Source organism: Psychrobacter halotolerans, assembly GCF_039680845.1.
Taxonomy (GTDB): domain Bacteria; phylum Pseudomonadota; class Gammaproteobacteria; order Pseudomonadales; family Moraxellaceae; genus Psychrobacter.
Genome location: NZ_JBDKWD010000006.1, coordinates 1 through 23,100, shown reverse-complemented (window position 1 = coordinate 23,100; position 23,100 = coordinate 1). Strand labels below are relative to the sequence as shown.

General features: G+C 43.9%; 20 protein-coding genes. 12 read left to right on the top strand and 8 right to left on the bottom strand.

The genetic code is table 11. The annotated features are described in order from the left end of the window. Positions 1-138 precede the first annotated feature (138 nt). The 5 genes from AAJP47_RS11260 to AAJP47_RS11240 all read left to right on the top strand — a co-directional run bounded on the left by AAJP47_RS11260 (position 139) and on the right by AAJP47_RS11240 (position 7,765). On the top strand, positions 139-1,038 hold the full coding sequence (locus tag AAJP47_RS11260; RefSeq protein ID WP_346718021.1) for a transporter associated domain-containing protein: 900 nt from the start codon (positions 139-141) through the stop codon (positions 1,036-1,038). Between the two features lie 433 nt (positions 1,039-1,471). Beyond that, a complete protein-coding gene (gene lnt / locus AAJP47_RS11255; protein ID WP_346718020.1) occupies positions 1,472-3,061 on the top strand; it encodes an apolipoprotein N-acyltransferase in 1,590 nt (529 codons plus the stop codon). Positions 3,062-3,194: 133 nt separating this feature from the next. Next, complete coding sequence (locus AAJP47_RS11250; RefSeq protein ID WP_346718019.1) at positions 3,195-3,650, top strand: hypothetical protein; 456 nt, start codon at positions 3,195-3,197, stop codon at positions 3,648-3,650. Between the two features lie 311 nt (positions 3,651-3,961). After that, positions 3,962-5,524, top strand: coding sequence for a peptide MFS transporter (locus AAJP47_RS11245; RefSeq protein WP_346718018.1), 1,563 nt, complete (start codon positions 3,962-3,964; stop codon positions 5,522-5,524). A 423-nt stretch (positions 5,525-5,947) separates the two neighbouring features. Then, positions 5,948-7,765 (top strand): aminopeptidase P family protein, encoded by a 1,818-nt coding sequence (locus AAJP47_RS11240; protein ID WP_346718017.1) that lies wholly within the window; start codon positions 5,948-5,950, stop codon positions 7,763-7,765. 265 nt (positions 7,766-8,030) lie between these two features. Here the strand turns inward: AAJP47_RS11240 and AAJP47_RS11235 are convergent, their stop codons facing one another. Then, positions 8,031-8,894: a hypothetical protein gene (locus AAJP47_RS11235; protein ID WP_346718016.1), complete on the bottom strand. Its 864-nt coding sequence runs from the start codon at positions 8,892-8,894 to the stop codon at positions 8,031-8,033. A 184-nt stretch (positions 8,895-9,078) separates the two neighbouring features. Then, positions 9,079-10,350 (bottom strand): beta-ketoacyl-ACP synthase II, encoded by a 1,272-nt coding sequence (gene fabF / locus AAJP47_RS11230; RefSeq protein ID WP_346718157.1) that lies wholly within the window; start codon positions 10,348-10,350, stop codon positions 9,079-9,081. Between the two features lie 369 nt (positions 10,351-10,719). On the opposite strand from fabF, the gene AAJP47_RS11225 reads away from it, so the two are divergent. After that, positions 10,720-11,370: a hypothetical protein gene (locus AAJP47_RS11225; RefSeq protein WP_346718015.1), complete on the top strand. Its 651-nt coding sequence runs from the start codon at positions 10,720-10,722 to the stop codon at positions 11,368-11,370. A gap of 37 nt (positions 11,371-11,407) precedes the next feature. Next, positions 11,408-12,544, top strand: coding sequence for a helix-turn-helix domain-containing protein (locus AAJP47_RS11220; RefSeq protein ID WP_346718014.1), 1,137 nt, complete (start codon positions 11,408-11,410; stop codon positions 12,542-12,544). Positions 12,545-12,588: 44 nt separating this feature from the next. Here AAJP47_RS11220 and AAJP47_RS11215 read toward each other — a convergent pair whose 3' ends face one another. Beyond that, the gene (locus AAJP47_RS11215) at positions 12,589-14,010 is read right to left on the bottom strand and encodes an anhydro-N-acetylmuramic acid kinase (protein WP_346718013.1); all 1,422 of its coding nucleotides are present in this window, start codon (positions 14,008-14,010) and stop codon (positions 12,589-12,591) included. 119 nt (positions 14,011-14,129) lie between these two features. Between AAJP47_RS11215 and tyrS the strand changes: the two genes are divergently transcribed. Genes tyrS through AAJP47_RS11200 form a run of 3 tightly spaced genes read left to right on the top strand, consistent with a single transcriptional unit; the run spans position 14,130 to position 16,251 of the window. Further along, positions 14,130-15,344, top strand: coding sequence for a tyrosine--tRNA ligase (gene tyrS / locus AAJP47_RS11210; protein ID WP_346718012.1), 1,215 nt, complete (start codon positions 14,130-14,132; stop codon positions 15,342-15,344). Positions 15,345-15,403: 59 nt separating this feature from the next. Continuing rightward, positions 15,404-15,982: a GNAT family N-acetyltransferase gene (locus AAJP47_RS11205; RefSeq protein ID WP_346718011.1), complete on the top strand. Its 579-nt coding sequence runs from the start codon at positions 15,404-15,406 to the stop codon at positions 15,980-15,982. A 29-nt stretch (positions 15,983-16,011) separates the two neighbouring features. Next, positions 16,012-16,251: a DUF1653 domain-containing protein gene (locus tag AAJP47_RS11200; RefSeq protein WP_346718010.1), complete on the top strand. Its 240-nt coding sequence runs from the start codon at positions 16,012-16,014 to the stop codon at positions 16,249-16,251. A gap of 241 nt (positions 16,252-16,492) precedes the next feature. Here AAJP47_RS11200 and AAJP47_RS11195 read toward each other — a convergent pair whose 3' ends face one another. Both AAJP47_RS11195 and AAJP47_RS11190 read right to left on the bottom strand, forming a co-directional pair. After that, complete coding sequence (locus AAJP47_RS11195) at positions 16,493-17,329, bottom strand: alpha/beta fold hydrolase (RefSeq protein WP_346718009.1); 837 nt, start codon at positions 17,327-17,329, stop codon at positions 16,493-16,495. A 151-nt stretch (positions 17,330-17,480) separates the two neighbouring features. Then, a complete protein-coding gene (locus tag AAJP47_RS11190) occupies positions 17,481-18,443 on the bottom strand; it encodes an alpha/beta fold hydrolase (protein ID WP_346718008.1) in 963 nt (320 codons plus the stop codon). Positions 18,444-18,653: 210 nt separating this feature from the next. Here AAJP47_RS11190 and AAJP47_RS11185 point away from each other — a divergent pair, with 210 nt between their 5' ends. Beyond that, on the top strand, positions 18,654-19,310 hold the full coding sequence (locus tag AAJP47_RS11185) for a hypothetical protein (RefSeq protein ID WP_346718007.1): 657 nt from the start codon (positions 18,654-18,656) through the stop codon (positions 19,308-19,310). Positions 19,311-19,468: 158 nt separating this feature from the next. Here the strand turns inward: AAJP47_RS11185 and AAJP47_RS11180 are convergent, their stop codons facing one another. The 3 genes from AAJP47_RS11180 to upp form a co-directional block, all read right to left on the bottom strand. Next, positions 19,469-20,221 (bottom strand): SDR family NAD(P)-dependent oxidoreductase, encoded by a 753-nt coding sequence (locus tag AAJP47_RS11180; protein WP_346718006.1) that lies wholly within the window; start codon positions 20,219-20,221, stop codon positions 19,469-19,471. Between the two features lie 168 nt (positions 20,222-20,389). After that, positions 20,390-20,890 (bottom strand): GNAT family N-acetyltransferase, encoded by a 501-nt coding sequence (locus tag AAJP47_RS11175; protein WP_346718005.1) that lies wholly within the window; start codon positions 20,888-20,890, stop codon positions 20,390-20,392. A gap of 117 nt (positions 20,891-21,007) precedes the next feature. Then, on the bottom strand, positions 21,008-21,667 hold the full coding sequence (gene upp, locus AAJP47_RS11170) for a uracil phosphoribosyltransferase (RefSeq protein ID WP_346718004.1): 660 nt from the start codon (positions 21,665-21,667) through the stop codon (positions 21,008-21,010). 402 nt (positions 21,668-22,069) lie between these two features. On the opposite strand from upp, the gene AAJP47_RS11165 reads away from it, so the two are divergent. Further along, entirely contained in the window at positions 22,070-22,783 is a 714-nt protein-coding gene (locus AAJP47_RS11165; RefSeq protein ID WP_346718003.1) for a DNA glycosylase, read from the top strand. Positions 22,784-23,100 lie beyond the last annotated feature (317 nt).

Genomic DNA, 23,100 nt, shown 5'->3' with positions numbered 1-23,100 from the left:
CATTAACATTCCTGTTTTATTTGCCAGTTTTGTCCCCATTTACACCTTGTCTGTTATTTATTTACTATTTGCATTATTATTGACTATTGTCCTTTATTAAAAATTGTCATTAACTAAAAGAGGTTAAATCACAACACCATGTCTGACGACACTCCCAGCCCGAGTAGTTGGTCGATGCGCGGCTTAAAACGCTGGCTATCGACCGCCCCTGAAACCCGTGATGAACTGATTCGCTTGGTACAAGACTCGCGCCAATTCCTAGAACCCGATACTGTCGATATGTTAGAAGGCGTGCTTGATTTACCAGCGACACAAGTGCGCGAAATCATGACGCCGCGTCCACAAGTGATTGGTTTGCACGAAAGTACCAGCCTTGATGAAGTGATGAATATCATTCTTGAGACCACTCACTCGCGCTATCCTGTCTTTGACAGTCAAGATGATGATGCCGTTATTGGTATCTTATTGGCAAAAGACTTGATTCCCATTCTTGTTCATATGGTGCGTAACCAAGACGAAAAGATCGATAGCCAACGCCTAAGAGATTTGGTACGTCAGCCACTATATATTAGTGAGACGGCACGCTCTGATACCTTGTTACGCTCATTGCAGCGCACCCAAGTCCACATGGCCATTGTGGTCGATGAGTTTGGTAACTTTGGTGGCGTGGTGACCATGGAAGACTTGCTTGAAGAGATCGTCGGTGACATTGTCGATGAGCACGACGACTTCGATGAAGACAGCGATATCAACAATATTATTGCTGATCCCGAAAAGCCAGATACTTGGCGCGTTCAGGCCTCAACGATGATTGAAGACTGTAATGATGAGCTGGGTAGCCGCTTTGATGATACCGATGTCGATACCATGGGCGGTTTGATTATGCAGGCGCTCGGCTATGTTGGCGACTTAGAGGGTGAGAGTGTGGTGATCGACGATTGGAAAATTACCATTACCGATGTTGAAGGACGCTTCATCCAAAACCTAGAGTTGACCAAGTTGAATCCAGACCAACAAATATTGATTGGCAGCCACTGATACATTAATACATTAATACGTCGATATAGCCAGTCCTAAAGAAAAAAGGGTCTCCTATTATCACGCGCTATTGAAACGAATTTTGCTTGCTTGCTGTGCCTTCGTAGACAGGGGCGGCGCAACATTTATCTCAGTAGCGCTGTATTTATTTTATAGTGGCTCAACGGTAGTGGTTAAAAGAAGAAATGGCATACTCAAAAACACGATTGCGATCGTGTTTTTTCCTTTTTAGGATAGGGTTTTTGCTACGCAATTTTACCCATTTGTCCCCTGAGACTGGTATCATGGGCGGGTTTGATGGGTAGATACGGTATTTGGGGGATATAGCCATTTATAAATACGGTACAACACTTGATACGCTCACCTTTGGCTTGGATTTTGTCTGAAGATCAAAGCGGCAACATTTTGGAAAATAAGGTTTTGGATAACTGCTATGCGTCTGTCTACTGTTGATTTGCAAAAACGTCTCAACCCCGAGAAGCCAAAAGGCTTGCCAATGGCGCTGACGGTACTGATTGCTTGGTTGGCGGGGGGCGCTTTTACCTTTGCGCTCGCTCCTTATGGTATTTGGCCGCTGGCATTGGTGTCACCTGCTATCTTATATGCCTTATTGATTGCTGATATGAGTGGCAAGCGTGCTTTTCTTATCGGTCAGGCCTATGGAACGGGTCTTTGGTGTGTGGGCGCGTTTTGGCTATATACCTCTATTCACGTCTATGGCAATACGCCTGTCTGGCTGGCGCTTATCATGATTGCGCTGATGGGTTTGGGCATGGGTTTGTTCCATGGCTTTTTGGCGCTGGTGTTCAATCGCGTGGTTGGTAAACAGCCGCTATCCTTTGCCGCGCTTTGGATTTTGCAAGAGTGGCTGAAAACGTGGTTATTTACCGGTTTTCCTTGGTTGTTCGTGGGTTATGCCTTTACTGAGCAGTATTGGCTGTCCTCATTGGCGCCGGTTGCTGGTGTCTTTGCCGTCTCTTTTGTTGCCGTGCTGATTGCCGCCAGTGTGGTTGAGCTATTCCGTCGCCGCGCTGGCTATATGATTCCATCATTGGCGTTGCTGGCGCTTAGTACCGCCTTATGGTTGATCAATCCACAGTGGACCAAACCAAAAGGCACACCTGATCTGTCCGTATCTTTAATCCAAGGCAATATTCCTCAAGACTTAAAATGGCTCACTGAGTATCAAATAGAAACCTTAAAAATCTATGCCAACTTAACCAGTACTGAGTGGGATCGTGATTTGGTTCTTTGGCCGGAGTCATCGATTCCGATGTTTCAGACAGAAGCCGTGGGCTTTATTAGTGAAATGGTCAAAATGGCCAAAGAGACGAACACCACTTGGGTAACAGGCATTCCTTATAAGGATGAAACGGCGTTTGATGCCAGTGTCGATAAATATCCGCCCTTTTATAACAGTGTGATTGCCTTGGGCGCAGAGGGAGAAGGGCTTTATAAAAAGCAGCGTTTGGTGCCATTCGGCGAGTACATACCCTTTGAAGGGATACTCGATATTCTGCCAAACTTAGCGGGCAGCCAAGAGATTATGAGCTACAGTCGTGGTAGTGATAAGCAAGCACCGCTGCGCGTTCGTGGTCATAATTTGGGGGCGGCCATTTGTTATGAAGTTGCTTATCCAGAGACTACCCGCAAAAATGCAATCGGGACTGACTTTTTATTGACCATCTCAAACGATGCTTGGTTCGGTACATCAGCGGGACCATTACAGCATCTACAAATGGTACAGATGCGCGCGCTTGAAAACGGTCGCTGGTTTATGCGAGCCACCAATACAGGGGTGACAGCAATCATTGATCATAAAGGTCACATTGTCGAACGGGCGCCGCAGTTTGAGCGTACGGTATTGCGCGGCGAGGTGCAGGCAAGGGTGGGTAATACGCCATTTATGCGCTTTGGTCAGTATCCTATTTTGTTTATCATGACGCTTCTGCTTATACTAAGCTATTTGGGTAAGCGTAAAGCAAAGCAAGTACGTGCGGTCACACAGACAACCAAGTCGTAAAATGGTGTGCGATAAGCGCGCAAAAAAATTGTTGCTAATAAATCCTTTAAATACTTAAGGGTTTTAACAAAACCATATAAATTGCGATATAATAGGTCAATATTTCAAATATTTTTTGCAAGGTGGATAAGGTATGTCAGAAGATATCGTCAAGAACAATCCAAAAAAAGAGCTGTTATATGCTCTAGTCGGCATTGCCTTGTTTTTGGGCATTGTCTTACTTATTGGTATTTCTGGACTTTTGCGTCCAGCAGGCGAGCATATTACGGCTGAGACGACCGCCGAATCAGCCGCTGCTGATGAAGCAGAAGCGATTGCAGCTGAGGACGATGCAGCGCCAGCCGATGCTGCAACCGCACCTGTAGAAGCAGCAGATACCGAAGCAAGTGCGACTCCAGCAGACGCTACCGTGACACCAACGCCAACCGCAGGTACTGATGGTGCCGTGGTTGCAGCTGAATCTGGTACGGCCACGGCTTCTGGTACTGTAAACCAAGCCGCAGTGGGTGATGCAGATTTGACCGCTGAGCAAGCCGATGGTGATTTGGATGCAGGCAATACGACTGATGAAGCAGCGGCTGCACAGTAAGTGTGAGCCATACTGCTTCTGTATAAAGTAATTGCAACCTTTGATTTCTAAAGGGTTGCAATGCTCATTAGGCTTAGATAAAACCTACTTACCAAACGCTTGTAGTACACTCTAGTCATTCCAAATACTTATAAAAAAACCCGCACTTATGCCTTAAGTGTGGGTTTTTTTATAAGTATTTGTGTAATCTTTCACTAACTTTTTCTTTACTTGAATATAACCAAGTGAAACAATAACGCGCTTATATGACCGTCTATTAGTATTTTTATAGGTTTGGTCGTTAATAAAGGGTTCTTTAAAGGAATAAAGTTATGGGCATAGAATCAAAATCAGAAGCGGGAGCTGCTGAGCTAGAAGCTTTGGATAATGGCTTTATGGGTCATCCAAAGCCTTTACGTTCACTATTCTTTACCGAGATGTGGGAGCGCTTTTCTTACTACAGTATCCGTCCGCTATTGGTATTGTTCATGGTAGCGACCGTTGGTAGCGGTGGTTTTGGCTTCGATGAAGTAACCGCTTCTGCTATTTATGGTATTTTTGCAGGTTCATTGTATTTGGCGGCCGTACCGGGCGGTTGGCTGGCAGATAATTGGCTTGGGCAAGAACGTGCGTTATGGTGGGGTAGTATCATCATTGCGCTTGGTCATTTATGTATTGCGCTGTCCGCAGTATTTGGTATGACGTTATTTTTTGTCGGTTTGATATGTATTGTGTTGGGTTCAGGGTTATTTAAAACTTGTATCTCGGTCATGGTTGGTGCCTTATATCCGAAAGGGGATGGTCGCCGTGACGGTGGTTTTACCTTGTTTTATATGGGCATTAATATTGGTGCCTTGTTGGCAGCCCTTATCGTTGGGGTATTTAAAGAAAAAGGCATGTGGCATGTAGGCTTCGGTGTCGGTGGTCTAGGGATGCTTGTGTCGTTGTTGGTATACCGTTTTGCGGCGCGTAAGAACTTAAATCGATATGCACGAGCAAAAGGTATCGAGGCTGAGTGGGAACAAGCCAATGGTATTTACAAAAACATAGGCCGCTGGGTTGGAGGGTTTATCGCCTTACTCGTAGCCCTTGTGCTTTTGGTATCGACAGGTATGGTCGCGTTCAATCCGCAGATGGTTGCTGAGTATATGACTTATATCATCGCAGCCGTTGTTATATTGTACTTTGCTATTATGTTTATCTCACCGCGACTGGATAAGACGGATAAACTGCGTCTACTGATTTGCTTTATCTTAATCATTGGTTCGACGCTGTTTTGGTCAAGTTTTGAGCAGCAACCAACGTCTTTCAACTTGTTTGCTGATCGCTACACCGATCTGAATGTTTTAGGTTTTGAGATTCCAAGTATTTGGTTCCAGTCTTTAAACCCATTGTTTATCTTAATTTTGGCTCCTATTGTCAGTATCGTTTGGGTCAAACTTGCAAACCGAGGACTTGAGCCGAGCAGTATGGCTAAGTTTGCTTTGGGTATGCTCCTTGCAGCGGCAGGTTTTGCGTTGATGATTTTTGCATCAAAAAGTATTTTGACGACTGATGGTGCCTTAGCATCACCGTTATGGTTGGTCGGTAGTTTATTACTATTGACGCTTGGTGAATTGGCACTAAGCCCTGTTGGCTTATCTTCCATGACCAAGCTTGCACCAACTGGGATGCAAGGTCAGATGATGGGACTCTTCTTTGCTTCTATCGCCATGGGTAACTTGGTTGCCGCTTTCTTTGGTGGCCATGTGTCTGCTGATAAAATCGAAGGGTTACCAACGCTATTTACGACCATGACGGTATTTTTGGTGGTGACGGCTATCATCCTACTAGTATTGGCAAAACCCATCAATAATATGCTGAAAAAGAGTGAGCGCGCCGATCAAGTCAGTTAATTGATTAAGGCTTTACCCTGTCATTCAGTGTGTTTACGACATCAATCAATGACAAACGATGAGACGTGTTACCATAGCTGGTAGCACGTTTTGTTGTTTTACTCGGTGCAATATTTTTTTTAGGCCATTGAAAGCCTATAGTCTGCCCAAACATCTAATTATGTTCTGCTACGATAACATAGTCAGCGAAAAGTCAAATTGATACATTGATAGGTCAGATACTGGTGGTATAAATTTTCCTTGCTTGCTGTGTCTACGCTGACAGAGGCGGCGCAAAATTTATCCCAGCAGTACCGTCGCTAATCTATTTTTCTTTGACTATAGTAATAGTAAGTGCAATTAAATAAGACGACTATCCATAGTCGCTATACCTAGACATTTTTCTAAAATCAGCTTTTCTAAAATCTATAAGGAAGATCTATTATGAATAAACAAATCATCCATGAGCGCATTGATAGCCTACGCCAAACGATAGCGGCACAAGACTTAACGGCAATTATTGTGCCGTCTGCCGATCCGCATCTGTCGGAGTACTTGCCGGAGTATTGGCAGGCGAGACTGTGGTTGTCAGGATTTACCGGTTCAGTGGGAACGCTGGTCGTTACGGCTGATTTTGCAGGTCTGTGGACGGACAGCCGTTATTGGGTACACGCCGCTGACCAATTGCAAGGGACAGGTATCAGCTTAGAAAAGCTTGCTCCTGGTAAGCCAAACCACATTGATTGGTTGGCTGAGCATTTGGTCGAGGGCGATAGTGTGGCCGTCGATGGCAATGTGTTGTCTATCGCAGAGCAGGATCGCCTCTTAAATGCGTTTGACGCTAATGATATTACCTTGATCACCGAGCGTGATGTATTGGCAGACGTATGGAATGACCGTCCAGCGCTACCAGCAGCAAAATTATATGCGCATGACGAGTCGTTCGTGGCGCAGTCTGCGACATCGAAACTTGCCGCCGTCCGTGCCGGTATGGCAGAGGCAGGCGCGACCCATCACTTGCTGTCGAGCTTAGATGATATCGCTTGGCTCACCAATCTACGCGGCGCTGATGTTGATTACAATCCGGTGTTTTTGGCGCACATGCTGATAAGCGATGAGAACGCCACCTTGTTTGTTGACAACAATAAAGTCAATGATGAGCTTACTAAAAGCCTTGCAGACAGCGGTATTACGCTAGCAGACTATGATGCTGTACAGGACGCTTTGAGTGCCTTAACGCCAGATGATTTATTGCTCTTAGACCCAAGTAAGGTGGCCGTTGGAACCTTGTCAAACATGGCAGATGATGTGGGCTTTATTGAGCAAATGGCGCCGAGCACGTTACTTAAATCGGTTAAGTCTGACGCGGATATCGATCATGTGCGTGAAGCCATGCGTCAAGACGGAGCGGCATTGTGCGAGTTTTTTGCGACATTTGAGCAGCGCCTTGCAGCAGGCGAGCGTTTGAGTGAGCTGGATGTGGACAGTATGCTTATCGAAGTACGCAGTCAGCAGCCACACTATGTATCGCCAAGTTTTCCAACCATCGCAGGCTTTAATGAAAATGGCGCACTGCCGCATTATCGTGCGACCCCAGAAAACTTCAGTTACCTTGACGTAAACGCAGGCGAGGGTGGATTACTGCTGATTGACTCAGGCGCGCAATACCAAAATGGTACCACTGACATTACGCGTGTGGTCGGTATCGGCGAAGTAAACGCTGAGCATAAACGCGATTTCACCACGGTATTAAAAGCGCACATTGCCTTGGCACGCGCTCATTTCCCTGACGGTATTGCTTCTCCGTTAATTGATGCGATTTGCCGTGCGTCATTGTGGCAAGCGCAGATGGACTATGGTCATGGCACCGGTCACGGCGTTGGTTATTTCTTAAACGTCCATGAAGGCCCGCAAGTCATCGCTTATAGTGCTACTACGCCAAAAGAGCGAGCGATGAAAGTAGGTATGATTTCAAGTAATGAGCCAGGTCTATATCGTGAAGGCAAATGGGGCATTCGTATTGAAAACTTGGTCATCAATACGCCAGTGGCCAATCCGACTGAGACAGAATTTGGTGATTTCTTACACTTTGAAACCATCACCTACTGCCCAATCGATACGCGTTTGATTGAACCATCACTGCTTGATCAAGTAGAAACGGATTGGTTGAATGACTATCATAGCCAAGTGTTTGCCGAGCTTAAGGATCGCGTTGATGGCGCTGCACTTGAGTGGTTAACTGAGCGTACACAAGCCATCTAATCAAACTGATAATAGCTAATAGCGTAAATAATAACGTAAAAAAGCCCCGCCAATCTTTGACGGGGCTTTTTAATGTGTTTTTTAATTATAGTCAATTCAATATAAAAAAGGCACAGCAAGCAAGAAAAATGGGTTCCAGTCTTGCGCTATCATTTCTTGTAACCCTTTTATTTAGGATCAACTATATTTAAAAGTTCGGCTTTTTTAGGCGGTTCTGTCATCTCATTATAATAGACGCGTACTATTCATTGACACGTACTACCCACTAATGCACCTGACTCTCGATCGTGTTTTCAGCCGTCTGCTCATCAGTGACAGCTTTATCTTGCGCACCCAAATGCTGAGTCACCTCCGCGCGTAACCAAGACTTTAGGTCTTCAGAGATCAGCATCATCTGCTCACTCAGATAGTCATCAATTTGCCGCTCTAACTCGTGAATTAATGATTGATGCTCGGTGCTTAATTTTGTATCTTTCAATGCCAAGCTAATCGCAGCACTGGCTTTCCCATGAATCGCCTTTATATTGTCTGATTTATTATCATCAGCGTTTTTAGGGTCAGACTGACTCATCGTATGAGCATGTTCGCTAATGGTTTTATGATCGGTATGACGGCTGTTGGAGTTTGCGGTCTTACTGTCAGCAATGTCAGCAACTTGACTATCATCACTATCATGACTATCCGTATTTATCTTATCCACTTCATTTGCGGCAGCCGCTACTGACGCAGCAGGGCTGGCTGTATTTGCGCTCGGCAGTGCATTTTTTTCTGATTCTTCTTGCACGGTTTTTGCGGTTTCAAGACGGTCGGCTTCTTCTTTTTCTTTAGCGTCTTTTATGGCTTGGGCTTTTTGTTCGTCGTCCAAACGTTTTTGCTCAATCGCTGCCTGCTCTTCTTCTTGTTTATCACTGATGGCTTTGGCAATCGCTTGCTCAGCTTCATGATTTTCGTACAGCTCATCGATATGGGCATCTAAATCATGCGTGTTAAAAACGAAGCTCTCAAATGGCGTTTCGGTTTGTAATAGAGTGGTGATGTCTTCTAGCTCTTGCGTAATGGTTGCGCGTACAGGTTCAGGCGCACACGTCCAGCGCTGATAAAAATATTGGGAAAAGGAGTAGCTTGACATGGTATCGTCCATAAATGTTCCAAAAATTACCCCTTATCATACGCAAGTACGATAAGGGGCTGCAAGAGGACAAACGTAGCCAATCTGACAATAAAGTTACAAGCACAATATTATAAACTTAAGGTTACCAGTACAAATTTACACGTACAACGTCATAATGATTGGTATGAGTCAACCTAGTGCCTTAATGAGTGATGGGCCAGCGCGCAAAAATCAATGAACCGTTGGTACCGCCAAAGCCAAAGCTATTGGATACCGCATATTGAAGGTTATCAACCTCACGCGATTGATGAGCCACATAATCGAGGTTACAGTTGTCTTCAACGTTGTCCAGATTGATGGTCGGCGGTACTTGTTGATGTTGTAAGGCAAGTACCGTAAAGATGGCTTCAATACCACCAGCTGCGCCCAATAAATGACCTGTCATCGATTTGGTTGAGCTCACTAAGATGCTGTCTTTGACGGGTGCAAATACGGTTTCGATGGCGATAGATTCTGCCACGTCACCTGCCGGCGTGCTGGTGCCATGGGCATTGACATAACCAACCGCAGCAGGATCGATGCCCGCATCATTTAACGCATTTTTCATCGCTCGTGCCGCGCCGCTACCATCTTCTGGCGGTGCAGTAATGTGGCTCGCATCATCACTCATACCAAAGCCGACCAGCTCTGCCAGTATCGTTGCGCCGCGCGCTTTGGCATGGGCAAGGCTTTCTAATACCACCATACCCGCACCATCACCCAGCACAAACCCGTCGCGGTCTTTGTCAAACGGACGCGAGGCTTTGGTTGGCTCGTCATTACGAGTTGATAGAGCATGCATAGCCCCAAAGCCTGCCATACCTAATGGACTTGAGCCTTTTTCACTACCACCAGCCAGCATCACATCGGCATCACCGTACGCAATCAAACGGGCAGCCAAACCCATCGCATGGGTGGCGGTTGTACAAGCGGTCGATGTCGCCAGATTAGGGCCTTGCAATTTGTGTTTAATCGCAACCAATCCGGCTGCCATATTGACAATAGAGCCTGGAATGATAAAGGGCGATACTTTGGTCGCGCCTTTTTCGCGCAGCATATCGCGACTGTTTTCAATGGTTTGAATACCACCAATACCTGATCCCAAGATAATGCCAAAACGCTCTTGATCAACGTCTTTCACAGGGCTGTCAGCCGCGCTTACTTCATCGATAAAGCCGGCGTTTTTTAAGGCCATGGTAGACGCTGCGATACCATAATGGATAAAGTCATCATAGCGGCGTGCGTCTTTGGCATTCATGTATTGTTTGGCATCAAAGTCTTTGACAACCCCTGCAATTTGGGCGCGGTAGTTCTCTGCATCAAAATGGGTAATAGTCGAGATGCCGCTGTCGCCATTAAGTAGGCTTGTCCATGAACTATCAACGTCTAAACCAAGCGGCGTAATCGCTCCCATACCTGTGACGACGACGCGCATATCATCAGAGCGCTCGTAATGTGGCGGCTTATGACGCGTTTTTTTCTCTGTTGCAGCGGCATTTTGGTTTGCAGCTTGCAAGGTAGGTGAACTGCTATGTTGGCTCATGCGATATATCCTATACTTAAGGTCCCAAGAGGATGAGGTGTTCCTAATTTATAAGGTGATAACGGTATATTATTGATAGCGTTTTCCCCATATTTTGACAACCATTATAAAACACATTAGTTTACGCGTGTAAACTTAAATTCAACTAGGGAGTTCGACAAAATAAAGTTGTAAAACCGCAATCTATTTAGTTTACATATTTAGTAATAAGCTTTAAAATAGTTGACATAATACAAAATTGGAACGTTTTAGAGGTGGTGAATGAATAAAGATTTAAAGTTGGGTGATCTAATATCAGATGAAATTCGCGATGATATAAAAGATATATTGCTTGATGTATATGAGCAAAATGAGTTATCTACAACGACAGAATACGATGATAACTATACTTTCTTTTCTAGTCTTTATCGTAAATCTCTTAATGCATTAAAAGGTTATGCTAATAATAGTAAATTAGTAGAAAATTTAAGTTGTAATGGTAAAGCTATCTTACAACCTACTGGTTCGATACTGTATTTAAGGTTTTTGAACCATACTCCTTCTGAACATCGAAGAAAGAAGAGTAATACTGATATTTATAATCTTTTTGGTATCTCTGAAAAACCTTCTTATAATTATAATTTATTTGATGAAGTAAAGTTCGTTAAAAAACTATTGTTCGGTTTCTTTTTTATTGAAACAAGTACTGACGGTATGCCATATGTTAGATTGCAGATCGTAGATGAAACGTGGAACTTGATACTAGAATGGTCATCTGACAATGTTCAGAATAAGATTACTTTGAATTCGGATAGTTTTGATGAGAAGTCGAAAGATTTGCCTAAGGCTAAACTCTTGAAAAGTGGAAGCGATGTACTCAGACAAGATATTATTTCTACTGACTCTAATATTGATAATGCTAGTAATGAATAAGTCATCGTTCCCTTATAGGTTTTTGTAAGGAAAGATTATGTTTAACTCAATAAATAATATCGAACTAAAGCTAGTTCGATATTTTTATAGAATGTCTCTACAGGATGTAGCTGATCAACTTGGAATTTCTAGACAATATTTGCATAAGTTTGAAACAAAGCAAAGTAGTCCAGATCATGAAATGCTAGAAAAAATATCAGAAATATATAAGGTTAGAACTGAGTTTTTTTCTCAAGAAAAATCCACTGTTCAAGAAGACCAAGTACATTTTAGAAAACTTCAACGTTCAAAGGAGATTGATAAGCAGGCACTTATATCTACGGCTGAGTATATTGATAGATTATTGACAAATATTGAAAATAAGTTAGATGGGAAAGTTACTCTACCTGTTTTTGAACTACCTAGATTAGACGATTTCAATATAGATAACGCTCTTGATATAGAAAGAATAGCAGAACACTGTAGAGAAAACTGGGATTTGGGACTTGGTCCTATTAGCAATATGACTCGTTTATGTGAAAATTTAGGTATTGTAGTTATATCTTATGATCGGCATGGTGAGAATTCAGACATAGATGCGTTATCAGTTACGCTCAAACGTCCTATTATAGTTAGAAGTTCTTCTAAGCAGAGTGCTTGTCGCTTAAGGTTTGATTTAGCTCATGAGCTAGCACATTTACTATTTCACGATGGTATAGTTACTGGGTGCAGAAAAACAGAGAGCCAAGCTAATCATTTTGCGGGCGCATTTTTACTCCCTAGACCTATAATGATTAAATATTTTCCTAATATATTTAATGGTAGTAGATTTAACTGGGAGAATATGTCTGAGTTTAAGAAGCATTTTAAGGTGAGCAAAGCAGCGATTCTATATCGAGCAAAGCAGCTTTCTTTGTTGAATGAGAGTCAATATCGTACTGGAGTCATATCTCTAAAAAACAAAGGTGAGTCTAAACAGGAGATTGAAGATAAATTTATAGAATTGGAGGAACCTGAATTACTCGATAGCTGCTTTACTTATTTAGCCGAGAAAGAAAAGGTGTACGTTGAAAAAATATGCGATGACTTACGCATCACACCATCATTTTTAGAAGATTTATTGTCAATAGATTTGACCCATGCTGTATACTCTAAAAAGTATAAGATTAAACAACTAAATTTAAGAATAAGCTAATTAAAAAAGCTAGAGAATACCTTATCTCTAGCTTTTTTATTGTCTTAGGCAAAACAAACTTGACCCAGCACCACCCCTTTACTGGCGCCCGTCACAGCGGGTAAATTACCCGCTTCTCCCATCAATGTTTGTCTTGATAACCACGCAAAAGCAACGGCTTCTACCCACGTTGGATCAAGTCCTAAGCGTGCGGTGGTCTCGACTTTACAATGAGGCAGGTTCGCTTGTAGACGCTGAATCAGATAATCGTTGAGCGCCCCACCACCGCAAACATAAATAGTGCCGCCGTGTTCCTCATTTAAGAAGTTTTTGATTTGGGTGCTGGCACTGATCGCCGTCAGCTCGGTCAAAGTGGCCTGCACGTCGGCCGATGAATAGCGAGTATAAACCGACGTTTGATCGAACTTTTCCAGCTCATCTTGTAGCCATTCTAGATTGAAGTCTTCACGTCCCGTGCTTTTAGGATATGGCTTAGCAAAAAATGGATGTCCTAACAGTTGCTGAAGTAGCAGCTCGACGACTTGACCTGACTGCGCCCAGGCACCGCTCGCATCATAGTCTTTATCGGTATGCAGCGCTGTCCATGCGTCTAGTAACAGATTGGCAGGGCCTGTGTCATAGCCAACAACGTTATCTTTTTCGTTGATTGCGCGATCAGATACGGCTGGCAAGACGGTTATATTAGCAATCCCGCCCAAATTTAATAACACGCACGTGTTATCGGATGCGCCAAAAAGCGCTTGGTGAAAGGCGGGAACCAAAGGCGCACCTTGGCCTCCGACTGCCATATCGCGGCGGCGAAAGTCACTGACGACACTGACACCAGTACGCTCAGCGATAATATTGGCATCAACCAGTTGCAAACTAAAACCCATTTTTGGACGATGACGCACGGTTTGTCCATGACAGCCAATCGCCAACACTGCTTCTGCGTCTATATTGGCTTGTTGCAATAAGGTATTGACCACGTCGCTGGCAAATTCGCCATACTCACGACTTGCCCAGCCAAACCAATCCAGCTCGCTATTTGGCTCATCCGCTTTTGCTACCAATTGATTGACGCCGTTAGGTTGGCAGAGCGCCAATAATACCTCACGCAGTCGTGGCGGAAAATCTTGGCTATAAGTGGACAGTAATCGCATTGGTTGCGGCGTCTCGCTATCATCGCTCGTATTTTCGCTAAACTGGCAAACAACCGCATCCATACCATCTAGGCTGGTCCCTGACATCATGCCGATATATAAACCATCATCAAAATTTTCAAACACCGTTTGCTCAAGCGCTTCGGTTAAGGTGGCATAATTTAAGTCGTCATTATTATGTGAGTCGTCATTATTATGTGAGTCGTCATTATTATGTGAGGGCGTATCTGAATGATGGTCGGAATGAGTCGTGACACCAGTGTCCAAACTTAAATCTGTATGAATATGATGAGAGGTATCAGCAAACGATGCGGGGTTGGTCATGGCAATTTACCTTAAAAAACGCTAGTATATCTGCCAAATTCTAACATTTTTTGACGGCTGCGATATTTTAAATAGTCCAAGCACTTTCACCATTCGATAAAGACAATAAAGAGACCTTCATGACCACTCAAACTTACACCCTAGAAGAGCAGCTAGCCTTGATTCAGCGCGGCACGCAAGAAATCCTATCAGAAGAGGATTTAGTCGCCAAGCTCAAACTGAACCGTCCCTTGCGTATTAAGGCAGGCTTTGATCCCACGGCGCCTGATTTGCATTTGGGTCATACCGTTTTGATCAATAAGCTCAAGCATTTTCAAGATTTGGGTCATGAGATTTATTTTTTAATTGGTGATTACACGGCCAAGATTGGCGATCCATCTGGTAAGAACAGCACGCGTCCGCCGTTGACCGATGAGCAAATCAAAGCCAACGCCGCAACTTATGCTGAGCAAGTCTTTAAAATTTTGGATAAAGAAAAAACCCGCGTGGTCTTTAACTCCGAATGGTTCAACGACATGACGGCGGCGGATATGATTCAGCTTGCCAGCCAGCAAACCGTCTCGCGTATGCTAGAGCGTGATGACTTCTCTAAACGCTACGCGTCACAAACGCCGATTTCTATCCATGAGTTTCTTTACCCCTTGGTGCAAGGCTATGATTCTATCGCGCTCAAAGCCGATGTCGAGCTTGGCGGTACGGATCAAACCTTTAACTTATTGATGGGGCGCACCTTGCAAGGTCGCTACGGTCAAGAGTCGCAAGTTTGTATCACGGTGCCAATCCTAGAAGGGTTGGATGGCGTCAATAAAATGTCCAAATCATTGGGCAACTATGTCGCCATCTACGATGCACCAGGCACCATGTACCAAAAAATCCTGTCCATGCCAGATACTTTAATTCGTCGCTATTTTGAATTTTTGAGCTTCAAACCAATGGAAGAAGTCGAAGCACTGATGAGTGAGATGGAAGGCGGGCGTAATCCGCAAGAAATCAAACGTATTTTGGCTGAAGAATTAATTGAACGTTTCCACGATGCTGATGCCGCTGCCAATGCGCATAAATCAGCGGGCAACGTACTTGCCGATGGCGAGCTGCCTGTTGATTTGCCAGAAGTGACGTTAATGCTTGAGGATGGTCAAGAGGCCTTATTTATCACGCAGATATTAAACCAAGCTGGTTTGGCCAAGAACAGTGCAGCGGCAAAAGATATGCTAAAACGCAATGCGGTAAAAGTTGACGGCGAAGAGGTCAATGCTGGCTTTAGCTTAACCTCAGGTCAGACGGTCGTCATCCAAGCTGGTAAAAAGGCCTATGCAAAAGTGACGGTGGGTTGATTCATATAGCCAGTTAGGCAAAATTGTATTCGAAATAACGATGGTTTAAGGACAGATACATGCTAGACATTCCCGTATTATCAAGTAACGGTATCATTCTTAAGCCACTGAATTTAACGTATGCAAGTGATTTAGTCGAAGCTTGCCAAGATGGTGAGCTATGGAAAATACATGTGACGTCTGTACCTGAGCCAAATCAGGTCATCGATTATATCAATACCGCTGACTCAATGGCTGACAGACAAGCTTTTGTCGTCATTGATGAGCGTACTGGTAAAGCGATCGGTTCGACAAGCTTTCATGATATTTTACCGCTCACAAAATGCTTAGAGATTGGCTATACATGGTACGCCAAATCGTATTGGCAAACGCATGTCAATACGACCTGTAAGCTTATGCTGCTTACCTATATATTTGAAACCTTAGAATATCAAACGGTAGGCTGGCGCACAGACATTGATAACCATTGTTCACAAAAAGCGATTGAGCGTTTGGGTGCAAAAAAAGATGGCGTCATTCGCGGCAATCGAGTTCGGCGTGATGGCGTTATTTCTAGCACCGTTATGTATAGTTTATTAAAATCTGAATGGCCACAAGTAAAAATTGAGCTGACAAATAAGCTCAATAAAATTTACTAACATTCACAATTAAACCAAATAAGACTCTTATGCCACATCAAAACCAAAAAACTATACCTCAAGGCATCTACCGCCACTATAAAGGCAGCTTATATCAAGTGCTGCACACGGCAACCCATTCAGAAACCGAAGAGTCGCTGGTTGTGTATCGTTGCCTCTACGGCGAGTACGGTGTATGGGTACGCCCTTTGAGTATGTTTACCGAAACAGTCACGGTTGACGGTCAAGAAGTACCACGATTTGAGCTGATTAAGGGATTAGCTGACTAGTTTTGTAACCCGTTCAGTGTAAAAACGACAGGTTTGTAGTTACGTACTGCTGGGGTAAAATTTTCTAGCTTGCTGTTCGCAAGCGTGACAGAGGCTACAAAAAATTTACTCCAGCAGCACTATATCGGCTTTAGAGTAAATTCACGACGAGTTGTTCATGAATAATCGATATAGCAAATAAAAAGCGACTTTTTGAGTCGCTTTTTTTATATTTAAAAATGGCAATTAGCTATAAAAAAATTTAGCTATCCAAAAACGCAATCAACACATCGTTGAACTCGTCTTTATGCGTGACATTGATACCGTGCGGGCCACCTTCTACGATGTGGAGCTGGCTGTTTGCAATCATCGTATGAGAGCGCTGACCACTGGCTTCAAAGGGGACGACTTGATCGGAATCACCGTGTATCACTAACGTCGGTACATCAAACGTTTTTAAATCTTCGCGGAAATCAGTATAGCCAAAGGATTTTACACAATCATAAGTGGCTTTGGGCGAGGCAAATGCGGCGATATCACGATTGTATAAGCGCATAGGTTTGCTAACCAAGAGCTTACCGTCTTTTGGCGTAAAGAAGTTCTTAGTAAAGTCATTTAAGAATGCAATTCGATCCTCGCGCACACCATCCAAAAACTCTTGAATGTCTGAATCTTCAAGACCACCATCTGGATTGTCATCGGCTTTATATAGATAAGGCGGAACGGCAGATGCAAGGACAGCTTTGCTCACACGCTGTGAGCCGTATTTACCCAAATAGCGTGCGACTTCACCGCCGCCCATAGAAAAGCCAACGATGGTGGCATCGTTTAAATCAAGCTCGTCCATCAAGGCTTTTAGATCTTGAGCCAATGTATCGTAGTCATAGCCGTCCCATGGTTTAGAGGATTGGCCAAAACCGCGTCTGTCATAGGTGATGACTTGATAGCCCGCTTCTACCAGCGCAGGCAGCTGTCTCTCCCAAGCGCGTCCACTGAGTGGCCAGCCATGAATAAGTACCACAGGTTTGCCGCTTCCTTGGACTTCATAGTAGATATCGACGGGTTCATTGTCTTGGGTTGCAACGGTAACATAAGGCATGATTTTATCCTTTTGAATTTATTTTATTTTTATTGCTGATAAGTGATGCTGGCTAGGTCGCAGTATCGATTATTAGTATAAAATTCGTCTTAATCAATTGCTATGACGGGTTGTAAAGTTATAGTGGCAATTATAAAGTGGTTGTGTAAAATCATAGTGAGTATTGTAGAAATTCTTTTAGACGCTTATAAAATTGAAGCGGCTCATCTAGCGGTACCGCATGACCTGAGCGGGGCAATATGATGTCGCAAGCATTGGGTAGCATTTGCGTGATTTTTTGCTGCCACTTGGGATCATACAGTTCTGAGCGTCCACCAATCAGGCTGACCACCGGAATGGTCACACGCGTGAGAGTGTCTCGAAAGTCATAAGGGATAGCCAAATACGCTTGTAGGCAAAGCATTTTATGCTGCCAAGTACCGTGATTATAAAACGCCAGCTTATGATCACTTTGATGGGTTGATAATTGCACGAGCGTCTTTGCATGCTCACGGTTTACCGATAATAAAGAGAACATGCGTTCCACATCCGTTACTTGACGTTTGAGAGCAAAGGGCAAGTGCGTAAAATGCTCAACGTGCGCATACGGTAATGTCTGGTCGATAATCTCTTGAAAAACCTCAAACAACTCTTGTTGCCGAGCCCCAAACAACCCGCCTTGCCAATCTGCTTGATTATGAATGACAGGGCTTTGATCTATATTCAAATAGCGGCTAACGCGAGATACGCCAAAACGCTCAAAGTAAGACCACATAACGAGCGCTCCCATTGATATTGCTGCGACAGGTATTGATTCAGTCTGACGTATCAGGCAAATTTGCTTAATCACCTTATCGATATCATCAGCATACTGATCCACAAAATCAAACTGCGTCAGCTCAATGGCTTTTGCGGCGCCAAACCCTCTAAAGTGCGGTAAATAAAATTGATATTGACCAGTCAGCGGTAATATAAATGGCAAAAACTCCCGCGCATCCATCCCATAGGCATGTAGCATCATGACGGGTTGACCGCTACCAATGACAGAGACAGGTAATAATGTGCCATCAGCCAAAGTGACATTGATGGTTTTTAATTGATAACGAGTTGCTAGAGGAAATTTGTTTTTTTTCATAGAGGGGCACAGTCAGTTAAGAATTATTTTGGTTTTATAACATAAGCTTGAATAACACAGGATTATAAAAGACTGCTATATTAATACGAGCAAAATTAACACGATTAAAATGAATACATTAAAACAACCATAGCATAAAATTTATCGGGCAGAAAAAATGTCTACGATGTTTGAAGTTATCTGTTTGCTACTGACAAAAGAGGTTAATACATGAATAAAGCAACGTTGCCACTACTTGATAGTAGCCTATATCCGCAAGTGTGGCAGCAGCAGACATTTACCAATCCACACACGTTTTTGCTGGCGCTGCTGACAGATGCTACCACACCAGATGCTGCGTCGTTTACCAAGCAATTATTAGCCAACGATACTTATCAAGACTGGATCAACAGCACGGTATTTGGACGTTATCTTCACCGACAATTCACGGCGTTTTATCAGCAAACAGAAGACAGCTTTAATGAAGAAATGCCTGCGTTGTTTCGCCAAGAGCTGACGCGTCACGCCCAGTATTTGCCGCTAGAGCAGACATTGTTTTTCGCAGACAATTTGCCAAAAAGCGTGCGGCAGACCAAGTTGTTAACCACCACCGTCAATCCTGCTACCGTGATAATCAATGCACAAAACCTGGCGGGACAAGGGGCAAGCGATCATACAAAAATGATTGTCAATCAAATAAAAATCACTGGCAAAAAAGTATTAGGATTTCCAATACGTCACAACAAACGTACTAGTGAGCGCTTGCGTAATGAAGTATTGATTTTAGATTTTCAGGATTTGCGCTTGGTCAATGAGCAAGAGATAGGACGTTTAGAAGAAAGCAACATAGACAAGGCTACGTTGCTTCGGTCTTATGAATTACGTTGATGAGCTAGAATGATATAGCCGATTCGATTTAAAAAGACTAAAAGGGTGCTGGGCTGAATGGTTCGAAACCTCTATCTACAAAGATACAGCAAGCGAGAACAACCAGCCCAGCAGCAGGCTTGTTTGCGTCCCCTTTTTTATTTTTAACTGATTATAGACTACGACTCTCGCTTAGCAACCGTCAAACCATTATAGGTTTGCGCCACTGGCATCACTTCCAAACGATTGACGTTGACATGCGCAGGTGATTCAATCAGCCATAACAAAATATCGCCAATATCATCGCCCGTCATAGTTTTAAAACCATCGTACACTTTGGCTGCTTTGTCATCATCGCCATGATAGCGCACGTTTGAAAACTCCGTACCCGCAATCACACCCGGCTCAAGATTGGTCACGCGCACTTGGGTGCCAATCAGATCCGCGCGCAAATTTAAGCTAAACTGCTTAACAAAGGCTTTGGTCGCCCCATAAACATTGCCACCGTAATACGGCCAATTGCCCGCCACCGAGCCAATATTAATAATATAACCGCTATCACGCGCCACCATGGCTGGCAAGACGGCATGAGTCAACGCCATTAATCCTTTAACATTGGTATCAGTCATGCGCATCCAATCATCAAGACTGGCCTCATGTGCAGGTCCTGTACCCAGTGCCAGCCCTGCATTGTTGACCAACACATCGATTTGGTTAAAACCATCGGGCAAGTCGGCAATGATCTGTGGAATAGAGGCGGTGTCACTCACATCCATGACCACGGGCAAAAATGCATCGCCCAGCGCATCAGCCAACGCATTGAGTTTTTCTACACGTCTGGCACAACCAATCACGCGATGACCTTTGGCCACCAATCGCTCAGTCAACGCTTTGCCAAAACCGGCACTGGCACCTGTAATTAATATGTTCATTGTCTCTCCTTATGTTTATTGCTATGGGCTTTGTCATCAATGCTAAGACAATGATCTTAGCGTAATCGCTATGGCTCTAACACTGTGGAACTGTAAGAAAAAGGCTCAGAAAGCATGGCAAACCTACTGTATGAATAAATCAAAGGTAAGTCACAAACCTCTGGCGCGCTACCACTCCTCAACGGTAATGGCATAACGATCATGGTCTCTCCATTGCCCAGCGATTTTGAGGTAGCGGAAGGAGTGCCCCTCGAGTCTAAAGCCTAATGATTTGACCAGTGCGACCGAGTTGAGGTTGTCGGGCTGAATGTTGGCTTCTAGTCGATGCAATTGATGGTGACCGAATGCCTCGGAGACCACCAGCTTTAAAGCCTGTTTCATCAGACCCTTACCGCTGTGAGGTGCAAAAGCATAATACCCGAGAAACGCTGATCGAAAAGCGCCGCGCACGATGTTACTGATATTAATACAACCGATAAGCTCGTTCTGCTCGTTACGGGCCAGATAGCTAAAGCTATTGTCCGCTGAGTAATTTGCTAAATGGGCGGCAAACCCTTCTGGAGTACAGGGTGGATCAACCCAATCTTCGAACAGGTCACGGCTTTGTGACACGGCGCTGAGGAACGCAGACTCGTCATCGATCTGAACTTGAGAGATAAAAACGGTCATGCTTTGTTCCCTTTTTGCTGCGTAAGTCGTTGGATTGTTTTTTACTTTATGCCCATCAGTGTTAATCAGCATCAGTCAGTGTTAATTAACGTCGATCAACAGTGGCGAGATGAACCGTTATTTATTGGCCAATTGCTTACCAAAGATTTTATCACCCGCATCACCCAGACCTGGAATGATATAGCCATGCTCATCCAAATGACTGTCTAATGCAGCAGTATAAATAGTCACGTCAGGATGCGCTTCATTAACCAAACGAACGCCTTCAGGCGCAGCAACCAACACCAACGCTTTAATATTGGTACAGCCATTTTTCTTTAACATCTCGATGGTCGCAACCATTGAGCCGCCCGTGGCAAGCATAGGATCAATGATAAGCGCGGGACGTTTGTCCATGTGGCTCACGAACTTTTCAAAGAAAGGCACTGGCTGCAAGGTTTCTTCGTCACGTTGTAAACCCACAACAGAGATTTTTGCAGTAGGGATTAGGTCGAGCACCCCGTCTAGCATGCCAATACCCGCACGTAAAATAGGTACAATCGTTGCGGTTTTACCAATGATTTGCTCACCGGTAATTTCACCACACCAGCCTTGCATCGGGAACGTTTCGATTTCAAAATCACGGCTCGCCTCATATGCCATCAAGCGTGCAAGCTCTTTGGTTAGCGTCCGAAATTTGTAAGTACTACAGTCTTTTTCGCGCATTAGGCTGAGTTTATGACGGACTAGTGGATGATCGATTACCGTAATTTTTAAACCGCTATTTAGGTCACTCATAAGAACTCTCTTGATTTGGTCTGATGCATGCGCAGTCACTGCGTTTGCCGTTAGTATAAAAGATACAAACACTTACCACACTTTCACTTAATGCCAGTCATAAGGCACTATGCTATTAAAATTATACCGTGTTTAAATACTAGGCCGTGTTTAGTAGGCACGCACGCTTGTGACTGTCATTATAGACAGACAAATAAAAGACGTGTGACGCTTTTATAACGTTTTCAGTGTTAATGAAAGTAATCATGCCACCTTCTTAATAGCAATAAACACTATCAAAGTGGTGCGCGCGCGTTTTACGTCTATGGTCCGTTTAAACCGACGATAGAAGTCCATGACAAGTGAAGCAGTGTTTAGGCCTGCTATGATAACAAAAAAACCACTTTTCTGATGAAGAATATCATGACTACAAAACCAACCAATACCCAAAACAATCTCAATCAAACGGATAAGCAGATAAAATTATCCGAACCGCAAGTAGCAGACCGAGCCTCACAGATAGAAACCCATCCCTTTGCCCCTGTGTTGCCCCCAAATGCCACTGTAATGATGATGGGGACGTTTCCACCGACTGCCGACAAATGGGCAATGCAATTTCATTACCCAAACTTTTATAATGATATGTGGCGCATTTATGGACGCGTGTTTTTTGACGACGCCGACTATTTTAGAGTCGGGGATGAAAAACGCTTTGATCCCAAGCGTATTCGCGACTTTATGTTTGAGCGTGGCATCGCTTCTTGTCCCACAGTCAAGCAAGCTATCCGAGAGACAGGTAACGCGTCTGACAAAAACCTAACCGTGGTAACACGCGTTGATTTGGACAATATTTTGCCGCAAGTACCAGAGGTTAAAACCTTATTTACTACTGGTGGCAAAGCGACAGAAGTGCTGCTCAGTTTGCTTGAGACGCCGCCCGCTAAGTCAAAACACCCCAAAACCAACCAAAGTATGGCGTATCCTTATCAATGGCAAAACCTAGACGCTCATCAAAATAATACGGTTAACGACTTAACGTTATATCGATTGCCTTCTACCTCACGCGCTTATCCTTTATCTCTAGATAAGAAAGTCGCGGCTTATAAAGCGTTCTTTAAAGAGATAGGTAAGTTATAAGTCGAACAAGTACTAAGTCGAAAAAAGGTACAAAGGGCTATAAATAAAACGAGCATAAAGAGAGCCTACTATATAGAAGGGAGATAAGAATAGAAGGGAGATAAGAGCCGTTTAGTTGAAGGGATTTCCAGTATCTTGCAATGATACAAATAAATTTATAGCTGCTGAGTATATAACTTATTGAAATATCTAAAAAATTCAAAACTACTCAAAGCAATGTTGCAAATGAGTAAAATAACTCCTTGACCCAGCATCAAACCTGCGTATAATGCGTCCCAGTCGGAGAGGAGCTGCTTTAGTATTACAGATTGAGTCTG